Annotated in this window: 11 protein-coding genes and 2 pseudogenes; 10 read left to right on the forward strand and 3 right to left on the reverse strand. The window is 35.7% G+C overall.

Annotation, left to right across the window (positions count from 1 at the left end):
• The first annotated feature begins 233 nt into the window (after positions 1–233).
• A complete protein-coding gene (locus AC6CHR_RS16025; protein WP_498250002.1) occupies positions 234–2,624 on the forward strand; it encodes a glycosyl hydrolase family 95 catalytic domain-containing protein in 2,391 nt (796 codons plus the stop codon).
• Between the two features lie 36 nt (positions 2,625–2,660).
• Positions 2,661–5,933 carry a glycosyl hydrolase gene (locus AC6CHR_RS16030; RefSeq protein ID WP_498250003.1) on the forward strand — a complete coding sequence of 1,091 codons (3,273 nt, stop codon included), beginning with the start codon at positions 2,661–2,663 and terminating at the stop codon, positions 5,931–5,933.
• A gap of 151 nt (positions 5,934–6,084) precedes the next feature.
• Here the strand turns inward: AC6CHR_RS16030 and AC6CHR_RS16035 are convergent, their stop codons facing one another.
• Complete coding sequence (locus tag AC6CHR_RS16035) at positions 6,085–6,528, reverse strand: hypothetical protein (protein WP_498250004.1); 444 nt, start codon at positions 6,526–6,528, stop codon at positions 6,085–6,087.
• A 471-nt stretch (positions 6,529–6,999) separates the two neighbouring features.
• Between AC6CHR_RS16035 and AC6CHR_RS16040 the strand changes: the two genes are divergently transcribed.
• The 5 genes from AC6CHR_RS16040 (at position 7,000) to AC6CHR_RS16060 (ending at position 13,457) form a co-directional block, all read left to right on the forward strand.
• Complete coding sequence (locus AC6CHR_RS16040; RefSeq protein WP_498250005.1) at positions 7,000–7,740, forward strand: DUF2161 domain-containing phosphodiesterase; 741 nt, start codon at positions 7,000–7,002, stop codon at positions 7,738–7,740.
• A gap of 114 nt (positions 7,741–7,854) precedes the next feature.
• Entirely contained in the window at positions 7,855–8,430 is a 576-nt protein-coding gene (locus AC6CHR_RS16045; protein ID WP_498250059.1) for a TetR/AcrR family transcriptional regulator, read from the forward strand.
• 130 nt (positions 8,431–8,560) lie between these two features.
• Entirely contained in the window at positions 8,561–10,789 is a 2,229-nt protein-coding gene (locus AC6CHR_RS16050; protein ID WP_498250006.1) for a YhgE/Pip family protein, read from the forward strand.
• A gap of 305 nt (positions 10,790–11,094) precedes the next feature.
• Positions 11,095–12,114: a LacI family DNA-binding transcriptional regulator gene (locus tag AC6CHR_RS16055; RefSeq protein WP_498250007.1), complete on the forward strand. Its 1,020-nt coding sequence runs from the start codon at positions 11,095–11,097 to the stop codon at positions 12,112–12,114.
• Between the two features lie 482 nt (positions 12,115–12,596).
• The gene (locus tag AC6CHR_RS16060) at positions 12,597–13,457 is read left to right on the forward strand and encodes a pentapeptide repeat-containing protein (protein WP_498250008.1); all 861 of its coding nucleotides are present in this window, start codon (positions 12,597–12,599) and stop codon (positions 13,455–13,457) included.
• Between the two features lie 415 nt (positions 13,458–13,872).
• Here AC6CHR_RS16060 and yhfH read toward each other — a convergent pair whose 3' ends face one another.
• A complete protein-coding gene (gene yhfH / locus AC6CHR_RS16065; RefSeq protein WP_498250009.1) occupies positions 13,873–14,007 on the reverse strand; it encodes a protein YhfH in 135 nt (44 codons plus the stop codon).
• Positions 14,008–14,222: 215 nt separating this feature from the next.
• On the opposite strand from yhfH, the gene AC6CHR_RS16070 reads away from it, so the two are divergent.
• Positions 14,223–14,960 carry an MBL fold metallo-hydrolase gene (locus AC6CHR_RS16070; protein ID WP_498250010.1) on the forward strand — a complete coding sequence of 246 codons (738 nt, stop codon included), beginning with the start codon at positions 14,223–14,225 and terminating at the stop codon, positions 14,958–14,960.
• 12 nt (positions 14,961–14,972) lie between these two features.
• Complete coding sequence (gene lplA / locus AC6CHR_RS16075; protein WP_498250011.1) at positions 14,973–15,965, forward strand: lipoate--protein ligase; 993 nt, start codon at positions 14,973–14,975, stop codon at positions 15,963–15,965.
• Between the two features lie 98 nt (positions 15,966–16,063).
• Here the strand turns inward: lplA and AC6CHR_RS16080 are convergent.
• Positions 16,064–16,264, reverse strand: a pseudogene (locus tag AC6CHR_RS16080) (IS3-like element ISCb3 family transposase); the annotation flags it as partial.
• Positions 16,265–16,270: 6 nt separating this feature from the next.
• Between AC6CHR_RS16080 and AC6CHR_RS16085 the strand changes: the two are divergent.
• Positions 16,271–16,612 (forward strand): annotated as a pseudogene (locus tag AC6CHR_RS16085) (transaldolase family protein); the annotation flags it as partial.
• Positions 16,613–16,891: the final 279 nt, after the last annotated feature.

Here is a 16,891-nt window from a genome sequence, read left to right on the forward strand (position 1 = left end):
CTGCAAGTGATATTTTGTTAAGGTTCTTTTCTAATAGTTTGTTGCTCTAATAAAAATCGACTTTTGGATTTTTATTGTGTAAATTGAAGCGATCTCCAAAGGGATATCAGAGTCATTTAACGAAAAGAGCACGAAGTTAGGCTGAATTCGTAAAGATTTCCTTATTACGAAAAATAACAATTCTTGCAAAAACAGTCTTTGTTAAAGAGAATCGAACTGGAGGTTTTTAGTGAATGATTGATCAGAAAAATTCTAGAAGTCGGATTTCTTTAAAATATCCTGCAGCATGGTGGAGGAATATGTGGAGAGATGGTTTACCCTCTGGAAACGGCAAAGTAGGTGCTTCTGTTTCAGGTGGTGTGAGTTTGGAAAAGATCTTAATCAACCATGAAGGATTATGGCATAGGGGAAAAAAAGATGTACTTCCAGATGTTGGTTATACGCTAAATGAAACACGTGCTCTAATGAAGAAAGAAAAATACAATGAAGCAAGCTGGCATTTAACAAATACCTTAAAAGAGAACGGATATGATACTCGCTTAGCATCGTTTTTACCTCTTGTTGAATTAACCCTTAGGATGCAGCAGACAGAAGGGTTTAAACACTATCGTAGAGAAGTTGATATGGAAACAGGAGAGGTATCGGTAAGGTGGAATGAAGGAAATGAGTTATTTGAACGAAATTTATTTGTTTCACGAGCGGATGATGTTGTTGTCTATGAAATAAAATCAACAAGTGAATCACTAACCACAGACTTTCAGCTAGGACTACGTAAGACGGATAGTAACAACATGGAGCAGCGGGTAAAAGAATTGGAAAGCACAGTTCAGTTCAAAGTAGAAGATCATTTTATCTTCTTTTCGGCAAAAAATGATGATGACACTGAATATGGGGCAGTATTACGAATAATTCCTACTGGTGGCAAGATGAATATTGACAATAATTGTCTTCGGTGTGAGGATGCTAAACACATACAAACGATTATGAAAGTTTTTATTAAAGGAGACCATTTAATAGAGTGGTCACGTATTCAAGAAGAGCTATTAGAAATTAATGGTGATTACCAAGACTTGCTAAAGGCACATATTCCATTACATACAAAATTATTCAATACAGCCTCCTTACAATTGAGTGATTCTGAAGAAGAACATTCAAATGAAGAACTCTTACTAGATGCTTATGAAGGAGAAGCTTCCATTCAATTAATAGAAAAATTGTGGAAGTATGGAAGATACCTTTTTATCTCTGGTACGAGACCTGAGGGACAACCGTTTGGGATGTATGGTCTTTGGGGCGGAGATTATAATCTGATGTGGTGTCATCGGATGGCAAATGAAAACATTCAAATGATGTATTGGCATGCAACAGTAGGGGGATTATCCGAACTAGTGCCAGCCTTATTTACCTATTATGAGGACATGATGGAAGATTTTCGAGAGAATGCAAAAAAATTATATGGATGTCGTGGTATTTATATACCTGCAGGAACAACTCCTGGTATTGGTGTGCCAAATCAAATCGTCCCTGTCATTATGAATTGGACCGGGGCAGCTGGATGGTTGGCACAGCATTATTATGATTATTATCTATACACTGGGGACAAGAAGATTTTGATAGATAAAGTGCTCCCCTTTATGAAAGAAGTTGTTCTTTTTTATGAGGATTTCCTTGTCCTAGATGAGGCTGGTATTTACCAGTATCTACCCTCAGTCTCACCAGAAAATACTCCAGATAATTTTATGCCAAAGGATGGTAAACAAATTGCACATCCTATGCCAACCACAATCAATGCAACAATGGATTTGGCGATATTGAAAGAAGTGTTACATCATTTAATTGAGGGAGCAAAGGAAACGTCATTTTATTTAGATGAAATTGAAAAGTGGCAGGAAATGCTCACCCGTATACCTCAATATGAAGTTAATCAAGATGGTGCCACTAAGGAATGGTTACACCCTGCATTTGAAGATCGGTACAATCATCGCCATCTATCTCATATCTATCCTGTTTTTCCAGGGAGAGAAATTAACCAAGAAGAAGATCAGGAACTGTTCGACGGATTTAGAGTTGCAGTATCAATGAGAATATTAGGTGCTCAAACCGGTTGGTCGCTGGCACATATGTCGAGTATATGGGCTAGAATGAACGATGGGAACAAAGCTTTGGAATGCTTAGATATCCTCACACGTTCATGTCTCTTAACTAATTTTTTCACTGTTCATAATGATTGGCGAAATATGGGATTAAATATGGAAATTGAGACAGCGCCAGTCCAATTAGATGCGAGTATGGGCGTTATTAATGCAGTACAAGAAATGCTCCTATTTGTTTCTCCTCAAATAATCAAACTATTACCGGCACTTCCTATAAAGTGGAAGAAAGGGAATGTAACGGATTTTCGTTTTATGACTGGAAGGGTTTCCTATTCGTGGAATATAGAAACACAATCATTATGTGGTGAAATCGTTGCTGATAGAGATACCTTCATCACTTTGAAACTTCCTGGGTTTGCAAACTGTTTACTAATAGGTGATGGGATCAGAATAAGCGAATCGTCATTAGGAAAAACGTATTATACGATATCGATGAAAAAGGGAATGACTCTTCATATAAAACCGATGTAGCTAGTAGAATAGATTTATTTTTGAAGGAATGGGAGGATGGCAAAAGTGAAAACGAAGTCTAGTGGTTTAATGTTTGATAAAAAAGATTTTCTAAACCCGGAATCAGCTTATCGAGTACATCCATTTTGGTTTTGGAATGGAGAGATGGAAGAGTTTGAAATTAACAATCAAATTATGGAAATGGCTGATAAAGGTGTTGGAGGATTTTTCATCTGTCCAAGACAAGGTTTAACGATTCCTTATTTATCTGAAGAGTGGTTTCGAAAGGTTAAGTTTGCAGTCGAAACAGCCAAAAAGTTTCAGCTTGATGTGTGGTTATATGATGAATACCCTTATCCAAGTGGGATTGCAGGGGGAGAAGTTACATTAGAGCATCCTGATGCAAAACATTATAAACTCATTCACCGGTCTGAATCGATAGATGGGGGAAAGTCATGCAGTCTCGATTTGCCATGGGGACGAGTCTTATCAGCAAAAGCAGTTTCAATTGATCCATCTACTGGAAGTCGAAGATGGGATCAAGCATTGGATGTAAATGACTATATTGGAAACTATCAAGCTGAACCGGTGTTCCAAAAGACGGGATTAACAGCATATAATCAAAAGCGCTATTTTACTTACTCGACACGAAAAAGATTAAAATGGCAGGCTCCCGAAGGAAAATGGGAGATTCATTGTTTCCTTGAAGAGGAGATAAGTGATTTTAAATATTATGGTACATTTGTAGATCCTTGTCATGAAGAAGCAGTCAAAACTTTTATTGAAGTAACCCATAATCGCTATGCGAAAAAGCTGAGTGAGGAATTTGGCCATACAATAAAAGGGATGTTTTCAGATGAAACAGGACTTTTAGGGAAAATACCTTGGACCACTAAGCTCGTTGATTTTTTCAAAGAAACAAAAGGATATGATATAAAGGATTATTTACATGCATTGATTGATGATCAAGCAAGTGGGACGGCAAAAGTTCGTTATGATTACTTTCAATCAATCCATCTTCTATTAAGAAAAAATTATCATAAACAAATTCATGATTGGTGTGAGGAGAATGGCCTGCAATATGTTGCAGAGGTTCCATCTGTACGTATGACAACACAGCTTTATAGTCATATTCCGGGCGGGGATAGTGCACATGAAAAACTTGGTCGTTCTTTGCAGTGGATTTTAGATAAATATGGAACTAGCTTTCGGGCGAATCCAAAGTTAGTCAGTTCACTTAGCAATCAACTTGGTAGAGAACGTACGTTAATTGAATGTTTTCACAGTATAGGTTGGTCGATGACACTTCAGGATGCGAAATGGATGCTGGACCGGTTAGGAGCGTTTGGCATCAACTTCTTTAATTTTCACGCATTTTTTTACACGTTAGATGGATTAAAAAAACATGATGCACCACCTTCACAATTTCTTCAAAATCCATACTGGAAGCATTTCCGTTTGTTGGGAGATTATGCAGGCAGACTCGCTTATGTTATGAGCTGTGGCATACCAGTGCGTAAAATCGCTGTTCTTGATCCGACGACTACTTTGTGGACTCATATGGGGAACCCATTTCATAGCTTTTCCTATAGTGGAGAGAATAAAGAAGTAAAAGAAAGATTACATGAATTGAAACAGGATTGGTTAACGATTTGTAAGGAATTAACATTGAACCACAAAGATTATGATCATTTGGACCCAGAATTACTTGCTGAAGCAGTAGTTACTAATGGAGAAATCAGGATAGGGAATGCCTGTTATTCAGTTCTTATTCTACCGCCAATATCCAATTTGGAAATAGAAGCATGGAAAAAAATAAACGAATTTCTTGATCAGGGTGGAGTCGTCATCGCAAATGGATTGCTTCCATTTGAAAAAATTAATGAAGAATTCTGCGAGAATGAAATGAAGGAAGTCTTTGGTTTGGAAAAGGATTCAGAGATTCACTATTTTTCGGAAAGCGTACATTCCAATCTAGACGAACAATCGGTAAAAGGGAACAGAAATGCATATTTTTTACCGAAAAAAGATCACTATGAAAAAACGCTTCTTTCTTTATTAGAGAATCATCTCCAAGAAGAAATTCAATTTATTCCAACAGGTAAGAGTAAGAGCTTCCTAGTGGAGAAACGATTACTGCAGGATGATTCGGTTCTTGTATTTATTAGCAACCAGGAAGCGGGAGAACATCATGCAGCGCTTTATTTTAATCAATTAAGCGATGGTAAAAATCATTCTTGTACATTTAGAAGATTAAATTTGGAAACAGGTAGTACTGATTTACTGTGTCATAAACAAGCAGGAGATGGCTGGAAGGTTGATTTGCATTTTGATCCCTATCAATCTCACTTAATTCAAATTACTCCAAATGAAGAAACAATGAATGAAACGGCATGTCCTGATTTAGAGCCCTTCTTATGGGAAGTGGAGGTAAATAAAGCTTGGCATATGAAGCCTCTCCAAGACAATGTGTTGCGTTTGGATACATTTGAGTTAACCATAAATGATCAGCAAGGAACAGGTGGGTCAATGAAGTCCTCTGGATCAATTGTTCAAGTGAAAACATTTATTGATCAGTGTGCAGATCTTTCAGAACAGCAAAAGCTACCGTTAACTTTTGATCAAGTTTTTGGAACACCAATGAAAATGGCCATTGATTATCCGGTAGCGTGTATATTTGAAAGAGCATTTGAAATCGAGGACCTTCCAGGTAGTTGTTCAGTTTTAATGGATAAAGAAGCCATTTCCGGCGAATACCAAATATGGATCAATGATCATGCAGTAACAAATTTTAAGGATCAATTTGTCTATGATCATCGAAATCAAGTTAGTGATATTTTATCTATGCTGCAGAAAGGACAAAATACTCTTCGTATTGACGTAACGGTTCATCATGATTTTGATGGCCTTGTAGATGCTCTCTATTTAATTGGCGATTTTGGCATTAAATTTAATCCTGATGCTCGCCCAATAATTACGATTATAGACAACATGTCACCGATCGACCGTGGACCTTATCCGAGTCTTCCTTTTTATGCAGGAACAATATTATTTAAGCGAACTGAAATTTTAAAGACAGTTCCACAATCAAAACGCTTCATCCTTACATTGGGTGATTTAGATAAGAATGTTCATGATTGCCTGGAGGTAATCGTGAATGGCTACACTCTTGGAGTGCGAGCCTGGACACCATATCAATGGGAAGGACCGACATCGATCCTAAATGAAGGAGAAAATCTAGTTGAAGTGAAAGTAACGAACACTCTGATTGGATTACTAGAGGGGAAGTCATTTGATTATGATACTCATACATTGCAAGAAGTAAGATGAATTCTAAGGAAGCTCAATGGAGAAAGGATGTGAAATCATTGTCATCGTATTTCCATTCTTAAAAGGGGATACGGATGTAATTAAATGATCATTTCACAAAATCCCTTTAAACTGAAAAAGCGTCGGAGAAAATTCCGGCGCTAAAATCTTCTTAAATTTCATATATGCCTTTTGCGGTTGACTTTTCTTTATCTGAGATCATTGGAAATTGATAGACAAATATTCCACTGTCAGATATTTTACGAACTACGACTCCTCGACTTACAAAGGTTTCTAACAGCTTCTCTGCTTCAGATAAATTAAGTGATGTTTCCATGGCTAGTTCACTTGCTGTAACATTTCCCTCATATGCTTTAGCTAATTTAAATAGTTCATTTTCAATCGATTGTTTTTTGTTGTTTTTACTGGCGCGAATGAGTGAATAGATTATACTAATACCAGCGACTAATGGAATAAACCCAACAATAAACCATACCCAAAAATCCTCTGCAAGCGTACTATCTCCTTCAGTGATTCCAATAATAACCCCAGCAGTAATAATGAGTGCAAAACCAATTAGTCCTATGGAGAATATAAACTTTAATGCCTTCCACATAAAAATGTACCTCCTGTCGTATCGGGATGATACGGTCTTTTATACCGATATTATACAGTAAATCTATTCTGAGGAATGGAAAATTTTATTGTGATTGTTAATAGTATTAACAAATTTTTTTATAAATGTTTATTAAATAATTGCTTTTATTCGTATATATTATCTATCGTGTTTGTGACACATCGTTTCTATTTTGTTTTATACTAGAACTTGGAGCAAAGGGATCATCATTTGATTAGGGCTCTTTTCTAAAAGTTTGTTGCTATAGTACGAATAAAAATCGGCTTTCGGATTTTTATGATATAAATTGAAGATATCTCCAGAGGGATATTAGAGTAATTTAGCGAAAAGAGCCCGAAGATATAGTTAAAACGTGTACATTAGTACTTTGTACGGAAAACAACAATCTTTGCGAAAAAAGCCAATAGGTATGAAAAAAAGTCCATGCTTAAGACATAGAGGTAATGATATATGAAGGAAAAGAAAAAAATATTAGAAGTTGATTTATACAAGCCGATTCAAAGACACTTTATAAAGCAGGGTTTCCAAGTAAACGGAGAAGTGAAAGATTGTGATATGACAGCTGTAAAAGACGAACAGTTAGTGATCGTTGAATTAAAGCTATCTCTAACAATTGATTTACTTATTCAAGCAACTAAGCGACAACGTTTAACAGACCTTGTCTACATTGCAATTCCAAAGCCAAAACGTTTACGATCTAAACGGTGGAATGATGTTTGTCATTTGGTCTCTAAGTTAGAATTGGGATTAATTATTGTCTCTTTTTCAGGAAATGGTTCTAAAATTGATTTCGTGACTCATCCAACACCATTTGACCAAAAGAAGAGTTTGCAACAAAATAAGCGAAAAAGAAATGCACTTCTGATTGAAATAGAAGGGAGAAGTGCTGATTATAATATTGGTGGAAGTAATAAGGTCAAAATAATGACGGCATACAAAGAAACCTGTATTCAAATAGCTTACTATCTCGAACAGTGTGGACCTATGTCTCCTAGTTCCCTTGTTAAGATGGGAACGGGAGTTAAAACACTTTCGATTTTAAATAAAAATTATTACGATTGGTATGTTCGCGTTAAAAGAGGGGTTTATGCAATTAGTGATAAAGGAAGGCAGGAGTTAACCAATTATCCCGACCTTTTGGACAATCATCGCAAGGTGCTGCAAGAGAAGTTAAACCAAGAAGATAAATAATGTTAATTTCCAGTTAACCTTCTGTTGTGAAAAAAGTGAAGACGTGATATAGTACTTTTATACAAAATGACTAAATTGTTCATTTGGTCATTTTTAGACGTTGAGGTGAATGCAGTGAGTATAAATCGTAAACAACTAATTCTTGATGCTGCAACAAAATCGTTTACTCAATTTGGATACAAAGCAACAACAATGGATCAAGTTTCACGGCTGGCCAATGTCGGAAAAGGAACTATTTATACTTTTTATAAGAATAAGGAAGAGCTGTTTTCTGAAATCATCGAAGACTTACTTTTAGATATGAAGGATGCTGCAAAGGTTGCCTTTGATTCAGAACATTCATTTTTTGAAAATGTACACCGTGCCATTTATAGTATTTTAGAATTTCGTAAAACACATCAATTAACGATAAAAATTTTCCAAGAAGGCAATGAAATTGGTACACCGACTGTAAAAGAAGGCGTACAAAAGGTCGAAGAAATGGTCTTAACTTATATAAAAGGAAGAATTATTGCTGCAATTGAGGAAAATGAAATCAAACCTTGTGATCCAGAGCTAATGGCGTTTATTATACTGAAGCTTTATGTCTCCCTTATATTTGATTGGGAAAAAGATCACGAGCCACTTGAAAAGGAAGAGATCGCACAGCTATTTGAACAGTATCTTTTAAAGGGATTGTCAATTGGATAATCCTTTCTTTTCTGGTCTATGATGACTAATTGAACAAAATGGTCATTATGAATACTGATTAAAATAGCTCTAAGACATAATAGAATTAAAAAGAATAATTTTTACCAAGTATGACAGGAGGATGAAGGATTTGTCTTTAATAAAACAAGAATGGATGGCACTTCTAAAAAATAAAAAAGTGCTTATCGCTGTAATCGGGGTTCTGTTTGTTCCGTTAATGTATAGTGGTGGATATTTAAGTGCTTTCTGGGATCCGTACGGCAAACTGGATCAGCTGCCTGTTGCTGTAGTGAATAGTGACAAGGGAGCAACATTTGAAGGGAAAAAGCTCGCAGTCGGTGATGAATTAGTTGAAAACTTGAAGGAAAATCCAAGCTTTGATTGGCATTTCGTTGATAAGGATGAGGCAGAGAGCGGACTAGAAAACCAAGATTATTATATGAAAATTGAAATACCCGAAAACTTCTCAAGCAATGCAACAACATTACAAGAAGATCAACCAAAGCACTTAGAACTTTCTTTCAAATCAAATAAAGCTTATAACTTTATTTCAGGGCAAATCGGTGAAAGTGCAGTAGCAAAAATAAAAGAAGAGGTTTCGTCATCGTTAACAAAAACGTATGCAGAAAGTATTTTTGAAAATGTTGAACAAATGGCAGATGGCATTGGAGAAGCTAGTGACGGTGCTAGTGAGATTCATAATGGTGTTGGAGAATTAAAAGAAGGTTCAGGCACGCTTGATGAAAGCCTTCAAGAGTTAGTCACCAAATCAATTACATTTAAAGAGGGCTTACAAGATGCATCATCAGGGTCATCATCTTTAGCTTCAGGTGTAAGCAGTTTAGATGAAGGACTAGTTGCTATGAAACAAGGTCAAGATGAACTTTATAATGGATCTGTTCAAGCAGAATCTGGTACGTCTCAATTGGTAACAGGTTTAAATGATTCATTATCAGGTGTGAGGGAATTACAAAAGTCCCTGCCAACTTTAACAAGTGGAACAGAAGCATTAAAAAATAGTGCTCCATCACTTGTGGAAGGGACTAACAAGGTTGCAAATGGCAGTACATCTGCAAGTGAAGGTGCTGCGAACTTATCACAAAATTTAACACAAGTGACGTCTAAGGTTAATGAGCTGCTTGTAGAATTACAAGGAATGCCACTTCCTGAAGAGAAAAAACAGGAACTGATAAAGCTAACTGAAGCTCTAAACGCCTTAGATCAAGGTGGAAAAGAATTATCTGTCAATTTAGATCAATTAGCAGTAGGAGCTAATGATCTTAACCAGAATGTTGCTGAGTTACCTACTAATACTGAAAAGCTTTTTAATGGTACCGCATCTGTAGAGGCTGCAATCAATCAATTAGCGGAAGGGCAAGAAAAATTATACAACGGATCAGTAGAAGTGAAAAAAGGTCAATCCCAAATCACCTCTGGATTAGGTGTGTTTGGTGATAAAATTTCAGAAGCAAAAACAGGTACAACACAGTTGAAAAATGGAGGATTAGCTCTTGAAGATGGACTTAATCAGTTAGCTGACGGATCTATTGCTTTAGAAGATGGCTCAGTGCAGCTAGCAGATGGGGCGGATCAAATAGATAAAGGCATAACAGACCTATCAGATGGAACAAATGAATTGTCTACTAAACTTGCTGATGCAACAGAAGAAACCAAGGATGCGAAAGGTTCAGATGAACTATATGATATGGTCGCAAATCCAGTAGACTTAAATACTGAAGAACTAAATGAAGTACCGAACTACGGAACAGGATTGGCGCCATACTTTTTATCGTTGGCTCTATTCGTGGGGACCTTACTTTTAACTGTAGTCTTTCCACTACGAAAATCTTCTGGACCACAAAAATCGGGATTTTCATGGTTCATTAGTAAGTTTAGCATTTTATTGATTGTTGCTATTATTCAAGCGATATTAGCAGATTTGATTCTTTTATATGGATTAGGTATTGAAGTACAAAGTGTTGGGTTATTCATACTATTTAGTATTTTGACCAGCCTAACGTATATGTCAATCGTCCAATTCTTGGTTACATCCATGGATAATCCAGGTCGTTTTATCGCCATTATCATTCTCATTCTGCAATTAACAACAAGTGCAGGAACATTTCCACTTGAGTTAATTCCTGAATTTTTTCAACAAGTTAACCAATGGTTGCCAATGACTTATTCGGTTGCTGGATTTAAGGCGATTATTTCGAGTGGTGATAGTAGTTTAATGTGGACACAAGCAATAGTGTTAGTTGGTTTTATGGTTTGTGCGATGATAGGAACGATTCTTTATTTTACAGTGAAGCTGAAGAAGGAAAGAAACGATAATCATGATAAAGAAATAGCAGTTTAATAAAGTAGCAAGGTGGGACCAATTCAATTATGGAATTGGTTCTTTCCTTTGACTTTGGATGTATGAATAGTAGAAAAGTAAGGTAGGATCGAATGGGAAATTACGAATATTTACTGATGGTTCCTTATTCATGTCCTCAACATTCGTACTGTTATTGAGTGATAATCCTCCAAAAGCAAGTGCGTTTTAGAGAAGTTGCTAAAAAAGGATTGAAATATAAATGGAATTTACATATAATTAATTATGAAAACGTTTCCAACGGTCGAACAAGGTGGGCAATATAGAGCCTATGGGGAGGGAGAAATTTGTCTACCATTGAAGATGTCGCGAAACTAGCAGGATTATCAAGAACGACTGTATCACGGGTCTTAAATGATCATCCCTATGTTTCATACGAGAAAAAGAAGCTTGTTCAGCAGGCAATGGAGCATTTGGGGTATGTTCCAAACTCTGCTGCAAGAAGCTTAAGAAATCAAAAAACAGGTATTATTGCAGTCTTAATACCTAAGATTTCCACACCAATTTTTAGCCAACTTATCGAGGTGCTCGAAATGGCAGCTTCGGCAAAAGGGTATCAATTAATTATTTGTCAAACACAATTTTCAAAGCAAAAGGAACGGAATTATTTAAATTTACTAAAAACAAAGCAGGTTGATGGTGTCATCATGACATCATTAGAAAATGATTGGTCTATTATTGATGCCTATTTAAATTATGGTCCAATCATACTCTGCAATGAAAAAGTGGAGAATGCTCAAATTCCAATGGTGTTTATGAATCAAGTGAAAAGTGGCTATAACGTCGCGAAACATTTACTTGATAGGGGTCATAGACAGATCGCCTATTGTTCGAATGGAATGGTAAGTGAGGGAGTAAAAGAAAGAGAGCAAGGATTTAAAAAGGCATTAGCAGAGGCCGGGTGTACCTTTAATCAAAATTGTCACTTTGACGATGCTTTAAGAGTAGAGGATGGGAAACAAATATTTCGCAGGATAGCAAGCATGAATATTCGACCAACAGCAATCTTTACAGGAGGAGACCCAGTTACAGCAGGACTTATTTCAGAAGCAAAAAAATGCGGATGGAATATTCCAGAAGATTTGGCTGTCGTTGGTTTCGATAACATGGAGATAACTGAACTTTTGGAGCCAAAGATTACCACAGTAATACAACCTGTAGAGGAAATGGCCAAAAAGGCAGTTGAGGTCATATTCGAGAAAATACATAAAAAGCAATATCGTACCTGTGAAAAATATGAATTTTCCTCACAATTAGCCATTCATGAATCGACGGCAATGGAAAGAAGATTAGTTGCAACTTCATGAATAGAAAATAACTTAATCAGTTTAAAGCAAATAATTGATGCAGATTTGATTGGAATTACTACATATCAACTATAAGGAAGATTAAGTGGATATTGATTTAATAATAAGAAATCGAGAATAAAATCCAATGGAATTTATACTCGATTTTTTTTGCTCTTCCTAAGGATTAGGGCTATTTTAAAGGAATATGACACTTTAATTAAAGGGCAAGGAAATCAAAGGATTTAAACTTACCAAATGGAAAAAATAATTGGGTTTATGTGTTAAATTAAAGATAGCATGGAGATATTTTAATGATCTATTATGAACGTAACAAGACGTCAGATTACAATTGAATATTCCCCGAATTTGCTTCAAAAGACTTTCATTCACTATAATAATAGTTAGGATAATGTGAATCTATGTTAATAATTATAGATGACTTATTAGATTTGCAATATTGAAGGAAGCGATATAATTTTTCAACCAAGGAAGTGAAAGTAGTGTCGAAGCAATTAACGAATAACAATAATAATGTTAATCCTTTACGTGCAGACTGTGAAAGTTGTTTTGGTTTATGCTGTGTAGCCTTGCCTTATGCAAAATCTGCTGACTTTGCATTTGATAAAGATGGAGGTACTCCCTGTCAAAACTTACAATCAGACTATCGTTGTAGCATACATAAAGATCTAAGAAAAAGCGGATTTCGTGGCTGTACAGTATATGAATGCTTCGGTGCAGGTCAAAAAGTTTCACAAGTTACGTTTGATGGAAACGATTGGCGAGATAACCCAGAATCAGCGAAGGAAATGTTTGATGTATTTCCTATTATGCAACAACTACATGAAATGCTTTGTTATTTAAATGAAGCACTTAATTTAAAAGCTACTCAGCCTATTTATAGTGATTTACAGTTTGCCCTAGAAGAAACGGAACGGCTAACCAAGCTAAGTCCAAAAGCAATTATAGACCTTAATGTACCTGCACATAGAGCGACCGTAAATGATTTACTTCTACGCACAAGTGAACTAGTACGTGCGAAAGTTTCAGACAAGGGAGGTAAAAAAGGAATCAGCAAAATAGGTAGGGGAAGTGACCTTATCGGTGCAAAATTAAGAGCAGCAGATCTAAAGGGAGCTAACTTAAGAGGAGCTTTGTTTATAGCATCTGACCTCAGAGATGCTGATATGAGAAAGACTGATTTGATTGGTGCTGACTTTAGAGACGCAGATTTAAGTGGTGCGAACCTCATAGGAAGTATCTTTCTTACTCAAGCACAAATTAATTCGGCAAAAGGAGATATCAACACAAAATTACCAGCTACTTTAAGTACTCCGGATCATTGGGTAAGTGGTGAGCGTTAATATTAATATCAAGTATAATGATTGGTGCCACAACGTAAGAAATAATGAATATTTTTGGATTTGGATTAAGTGAGCTAGAAAAATACCATAATATAGCACAAAATTTGATAATACAATATTTAAAAAATATTTGAGGTCTATGAAGTACAATAGGCTCTTTTCTAAAAGTTTGTTGCTCTAGTAATAAAAATCGGCTTTTGGATTTTTATGATCTAAAATGAAGCTATGTCCAAAGGGATATCAGAGTAATTTAGCGAAAAGAGCACGAAGATATCTTTGTACGGAAAACAACAATCTTTGCGAAAACAGACTTACAATTAAAGCTTGAGGCAGGATGTAAATTGCCTCAAGCTTTTTTATATTTTATAGCGTGTATTAGTACAGACTGTACAGAAAGATATGAGGGCTGTGGTTCTTAAATCTTTGTTACATGAAGGCACTCATTGCAAGTATTACCGTAGCATTCATGCTGCTCTTCAATTGCATTACCACATTCTGTGCATTGCTTTTTTGGCAAGTTTCTGAAAAATTCAGTTATTTTCATCATCAAATGGTTCCCCCCCATCTCGGTTGATATCTTCATTGTATTATAACAGTTTGAAAGTGTCAACGACTGTTTTGTAACAACTTTATTATTTGGAAATCTCCGCTTATGATTAGTATTGCTTTAAAGCTAGTTCACGTGTAATCGTCATAGGACTTTAGTATAATGGGGATATTGACAATGATGAAGTTAATGAGGAATTTGAAAGGGATGTTAAGCACATGAAACTAAAGGTAATTGGTTATTGGGGAGGATTTCCTGCAGTCAATGAAGCGACTTCTGGATATTTGCTGGAATCGAATGGATTTAAGCTCTTAGTTGATTGTGGAAGTGCTGTTTTATCAAAGCTACAAGAGACGATTGAAGTAGATGAACTAGATGCAGTCATTTTATCTCATTATCATCATGACCATATTGCAGATATTGGTCCATTACAATTTGGTCGCCATGTCACATCCATTTTAAAAGGGACAACGAAAACATTACCCATCTATGGTCATTCTTTAGACAGAGAGGGTTTTAACAAGCTAACATATAAAACAGCTACAAAGGGAATCGAATATAATCCTGCTCAAACCATAACAATAGGACCTTTTACGATATCATTTTTACGAACAATACACCCTGTACCTTGCTTTGCAATGCGGATCACAGATCAGCAAACAACCATTGTTTATACAGCAGATTCAAGCTTTCAAGAGTCCTTTATCGATTTTTCTCAAGGTGCTGATCTTCTCGTTGCTGAAGCTAGCCTGTATGGTAATCAAGATGGGAAAAATAGCGGTCATATGAATAGTAAAGAGGCTGGATATCTTGCCGAAGCTGCTAATACCAAGCAATTATTATTAACACATTTACCACATTTCGGTGAACATGATATTTTAGTCAAGGAAGCCAGAGAGTATTTCAAAGGACAAGTTGTCCTTGCAAGCTCTGGATTTGAGTGGAGCGATCAATAAGGAGGAAATTACATGCTTTTTATCGACAATCAAGGAATAACAGACCCACAAATCAACTTAGCGATTGAGGAGTATGCAGTCAAACATTTAGACCCAAATGAATCGTATTTATTATTTTACATAAACGAACCATCAATCATCATAGGGAAAAATCAAAATACAATTGAAGAAATAAATACATCTTATGTTGAGGAACAAAATATCCATGTTGTTAGAAGGCTTTCTGGTGGTGGAGCGGTTTACCATGATAAAGGAAATTTGAATTTTAGTTTTATTACAAAAGATGTTGGTGAAAGCTTTCATAATTTCAAGAAATTTACGGAACCAGTTGTTCAAGCACTTGAAAAACTTGGTGTTAAGGCTGAAATGAGTGGTAGAAATGATCTCATTGCAGCCGATGGACGAAAGATTTCGGGTAATGCGCAATTTTCTACAAGAGGACGAATGTTTTCTCATGGGACACTACTATTTAATTCAGAAATAGAAAGTGTTGTTTCCGCATTAAAAGTAAGGAAAGACAAGATTGAATCAAAAGGGATTAAATCAATCAGAAGCCGGGTAGCTAATATTAGTGAGTATTTAGATGAAAAAATCTCAATTGAACAGTTTAGAGAACTATTACTCCGTTATATTTTTGAGGGAGAAGACACGATTCCAACCTATGACCTAAAAGAAGATGATTGGAAAAAAATAAACGAAATTTCAGAGAAGCGTTATCAAAATTGGGATTGGAATTATGGAAAATCACCTACATTCAATTACCAACACTCACATCGATTCCCTATTGGTCATATCGATGTTCGTCTTGAGGTTCAAAAAGGGATCATTGTAACGTGTAAAGTTTATGGTGACTTTTTTGGAGTGGGTGACGTTGAAGAGATTGAAAGAGCTTTGAATGGGACGCGTTATGAACGTGCTGATCTTGATACCGCACTTAATAATATTGATGTGAAGAAATACTTCGGAAATATAGAAAAAGAAGATTTTTTAAATTTAATTTATTAGGTTGAATTTGAGGATAAAGATACCATTTTTCCGAAAAATAATTACTGATATAAAAGCAACTACGGTATATCTAAATAAGGGGTTTAGCTGCCTCACTTCGGCTGTTGGATAGAAATAGCTTTGTTTAAAGCCTGTAAAACTAGTTCAGTCGTCATGGAACGAGAGAAAAAATATCCGATGATTTTTTTATCACGTAATGTGTGAATATAGGTGATATCGCCCACCCATTTTTCATTCAATTTGAACGTAGGAAAATCCTGTTGTAGTATGTTTTCACGTGCCTCAATCGGTTTTCTGTTTCATGGGGGTTTAAAACAAATGTAACCCTTATCGTTACAGTAAATCAAGCGCTTTTAGCTGCTAGAGCTGGAGCAACATTCGTTTCACCTTTTTTAGGAAGATTAGATGATATTTCGGGAGATGTTGTTCGATTAGTATCAAAAATTGCTGAACTCTTCCGCGTCCATAACATCGACTCCCAAATAATTGCAGCTTCCGTTCGATATCCTGTTCACGTAACACGTGTAGCTTTAGCAGGTGCTGATATTGCGACGGTTCCATATTCAGTTATTGAACAACTATCGAAGCATCAATTAACAGATCAGGGGATAGAAAAATTCGCAAAAGTCTGGAAGAATATGAATTAACATAAGTACTCTTTTGAGTTGCCAACAAAATGGCAACTTTTTTAGTATCTTTAATTAATATCAATATGAAAATGAGTAAATTCGGGAGTTTTAGTTTACTTATTAATTTTTCTAATATTAATTACTTAAATATAGTATACAAAGCCTAAAAAGGTTTTCGAAAACCGATCTATTAAAAGGAGAATTATATTGAAATTACTAGGGAATTTAAATATTTCAAATAAATTATTAATTGTTATTATTGTAAGTCGCCTTGGGACTTGTTCTGTAGGGTTTTTA

It is taken from the genome of Metabacillus sp. GQ13, assembly GCF_059758525.1.

Bases quoted from the DNA above. Each gene is read 5' to 3' on its own strand.
- AC6CHR_RS16025 (WP_498250002.1), top strand. From the start codon at position 234: ATGATTGATCAGAAAAATTCTAGAAGTCGGATTTCTTTAAAATATCCT.
- lplA (WP_498250011.1), top strand. From the start codon at position 14,973: ATGCTTTTTATCGACAATCAAGGAATAACAGACCCACAAATCAACTTA.
- AC6CHR_RS16040 (WP_498250005.1), top strand. From the start codon at position 7,000: ATGAAGGAAAAGAAAAAAATATTAGAAGTTGATTTATACAAGCCGATT.
- AC6CHR_RS16030 (WP_498250003.1), top strand. From the start codon at position 2,661: ATGGCAAAAGTGAAAACGAAGTCTAGTGGTTTAATGTTTGATAAAAAA.
- AC6CHR_RS16070 (WP_498250010.1), top strand. From the start codon at position 14,223: ATGAAACTAAAGGTAATTGGTTATTGGGGAGGATTTCCTGCAGTCAAT.
- AC6CHR_RS16035 (WP_498250004.1), bottom strand. From the start codon at position 6,528: ATGTGGAAGGCATTAAAGTTTATATTCTCCATAGGACTAATTGGTTTT.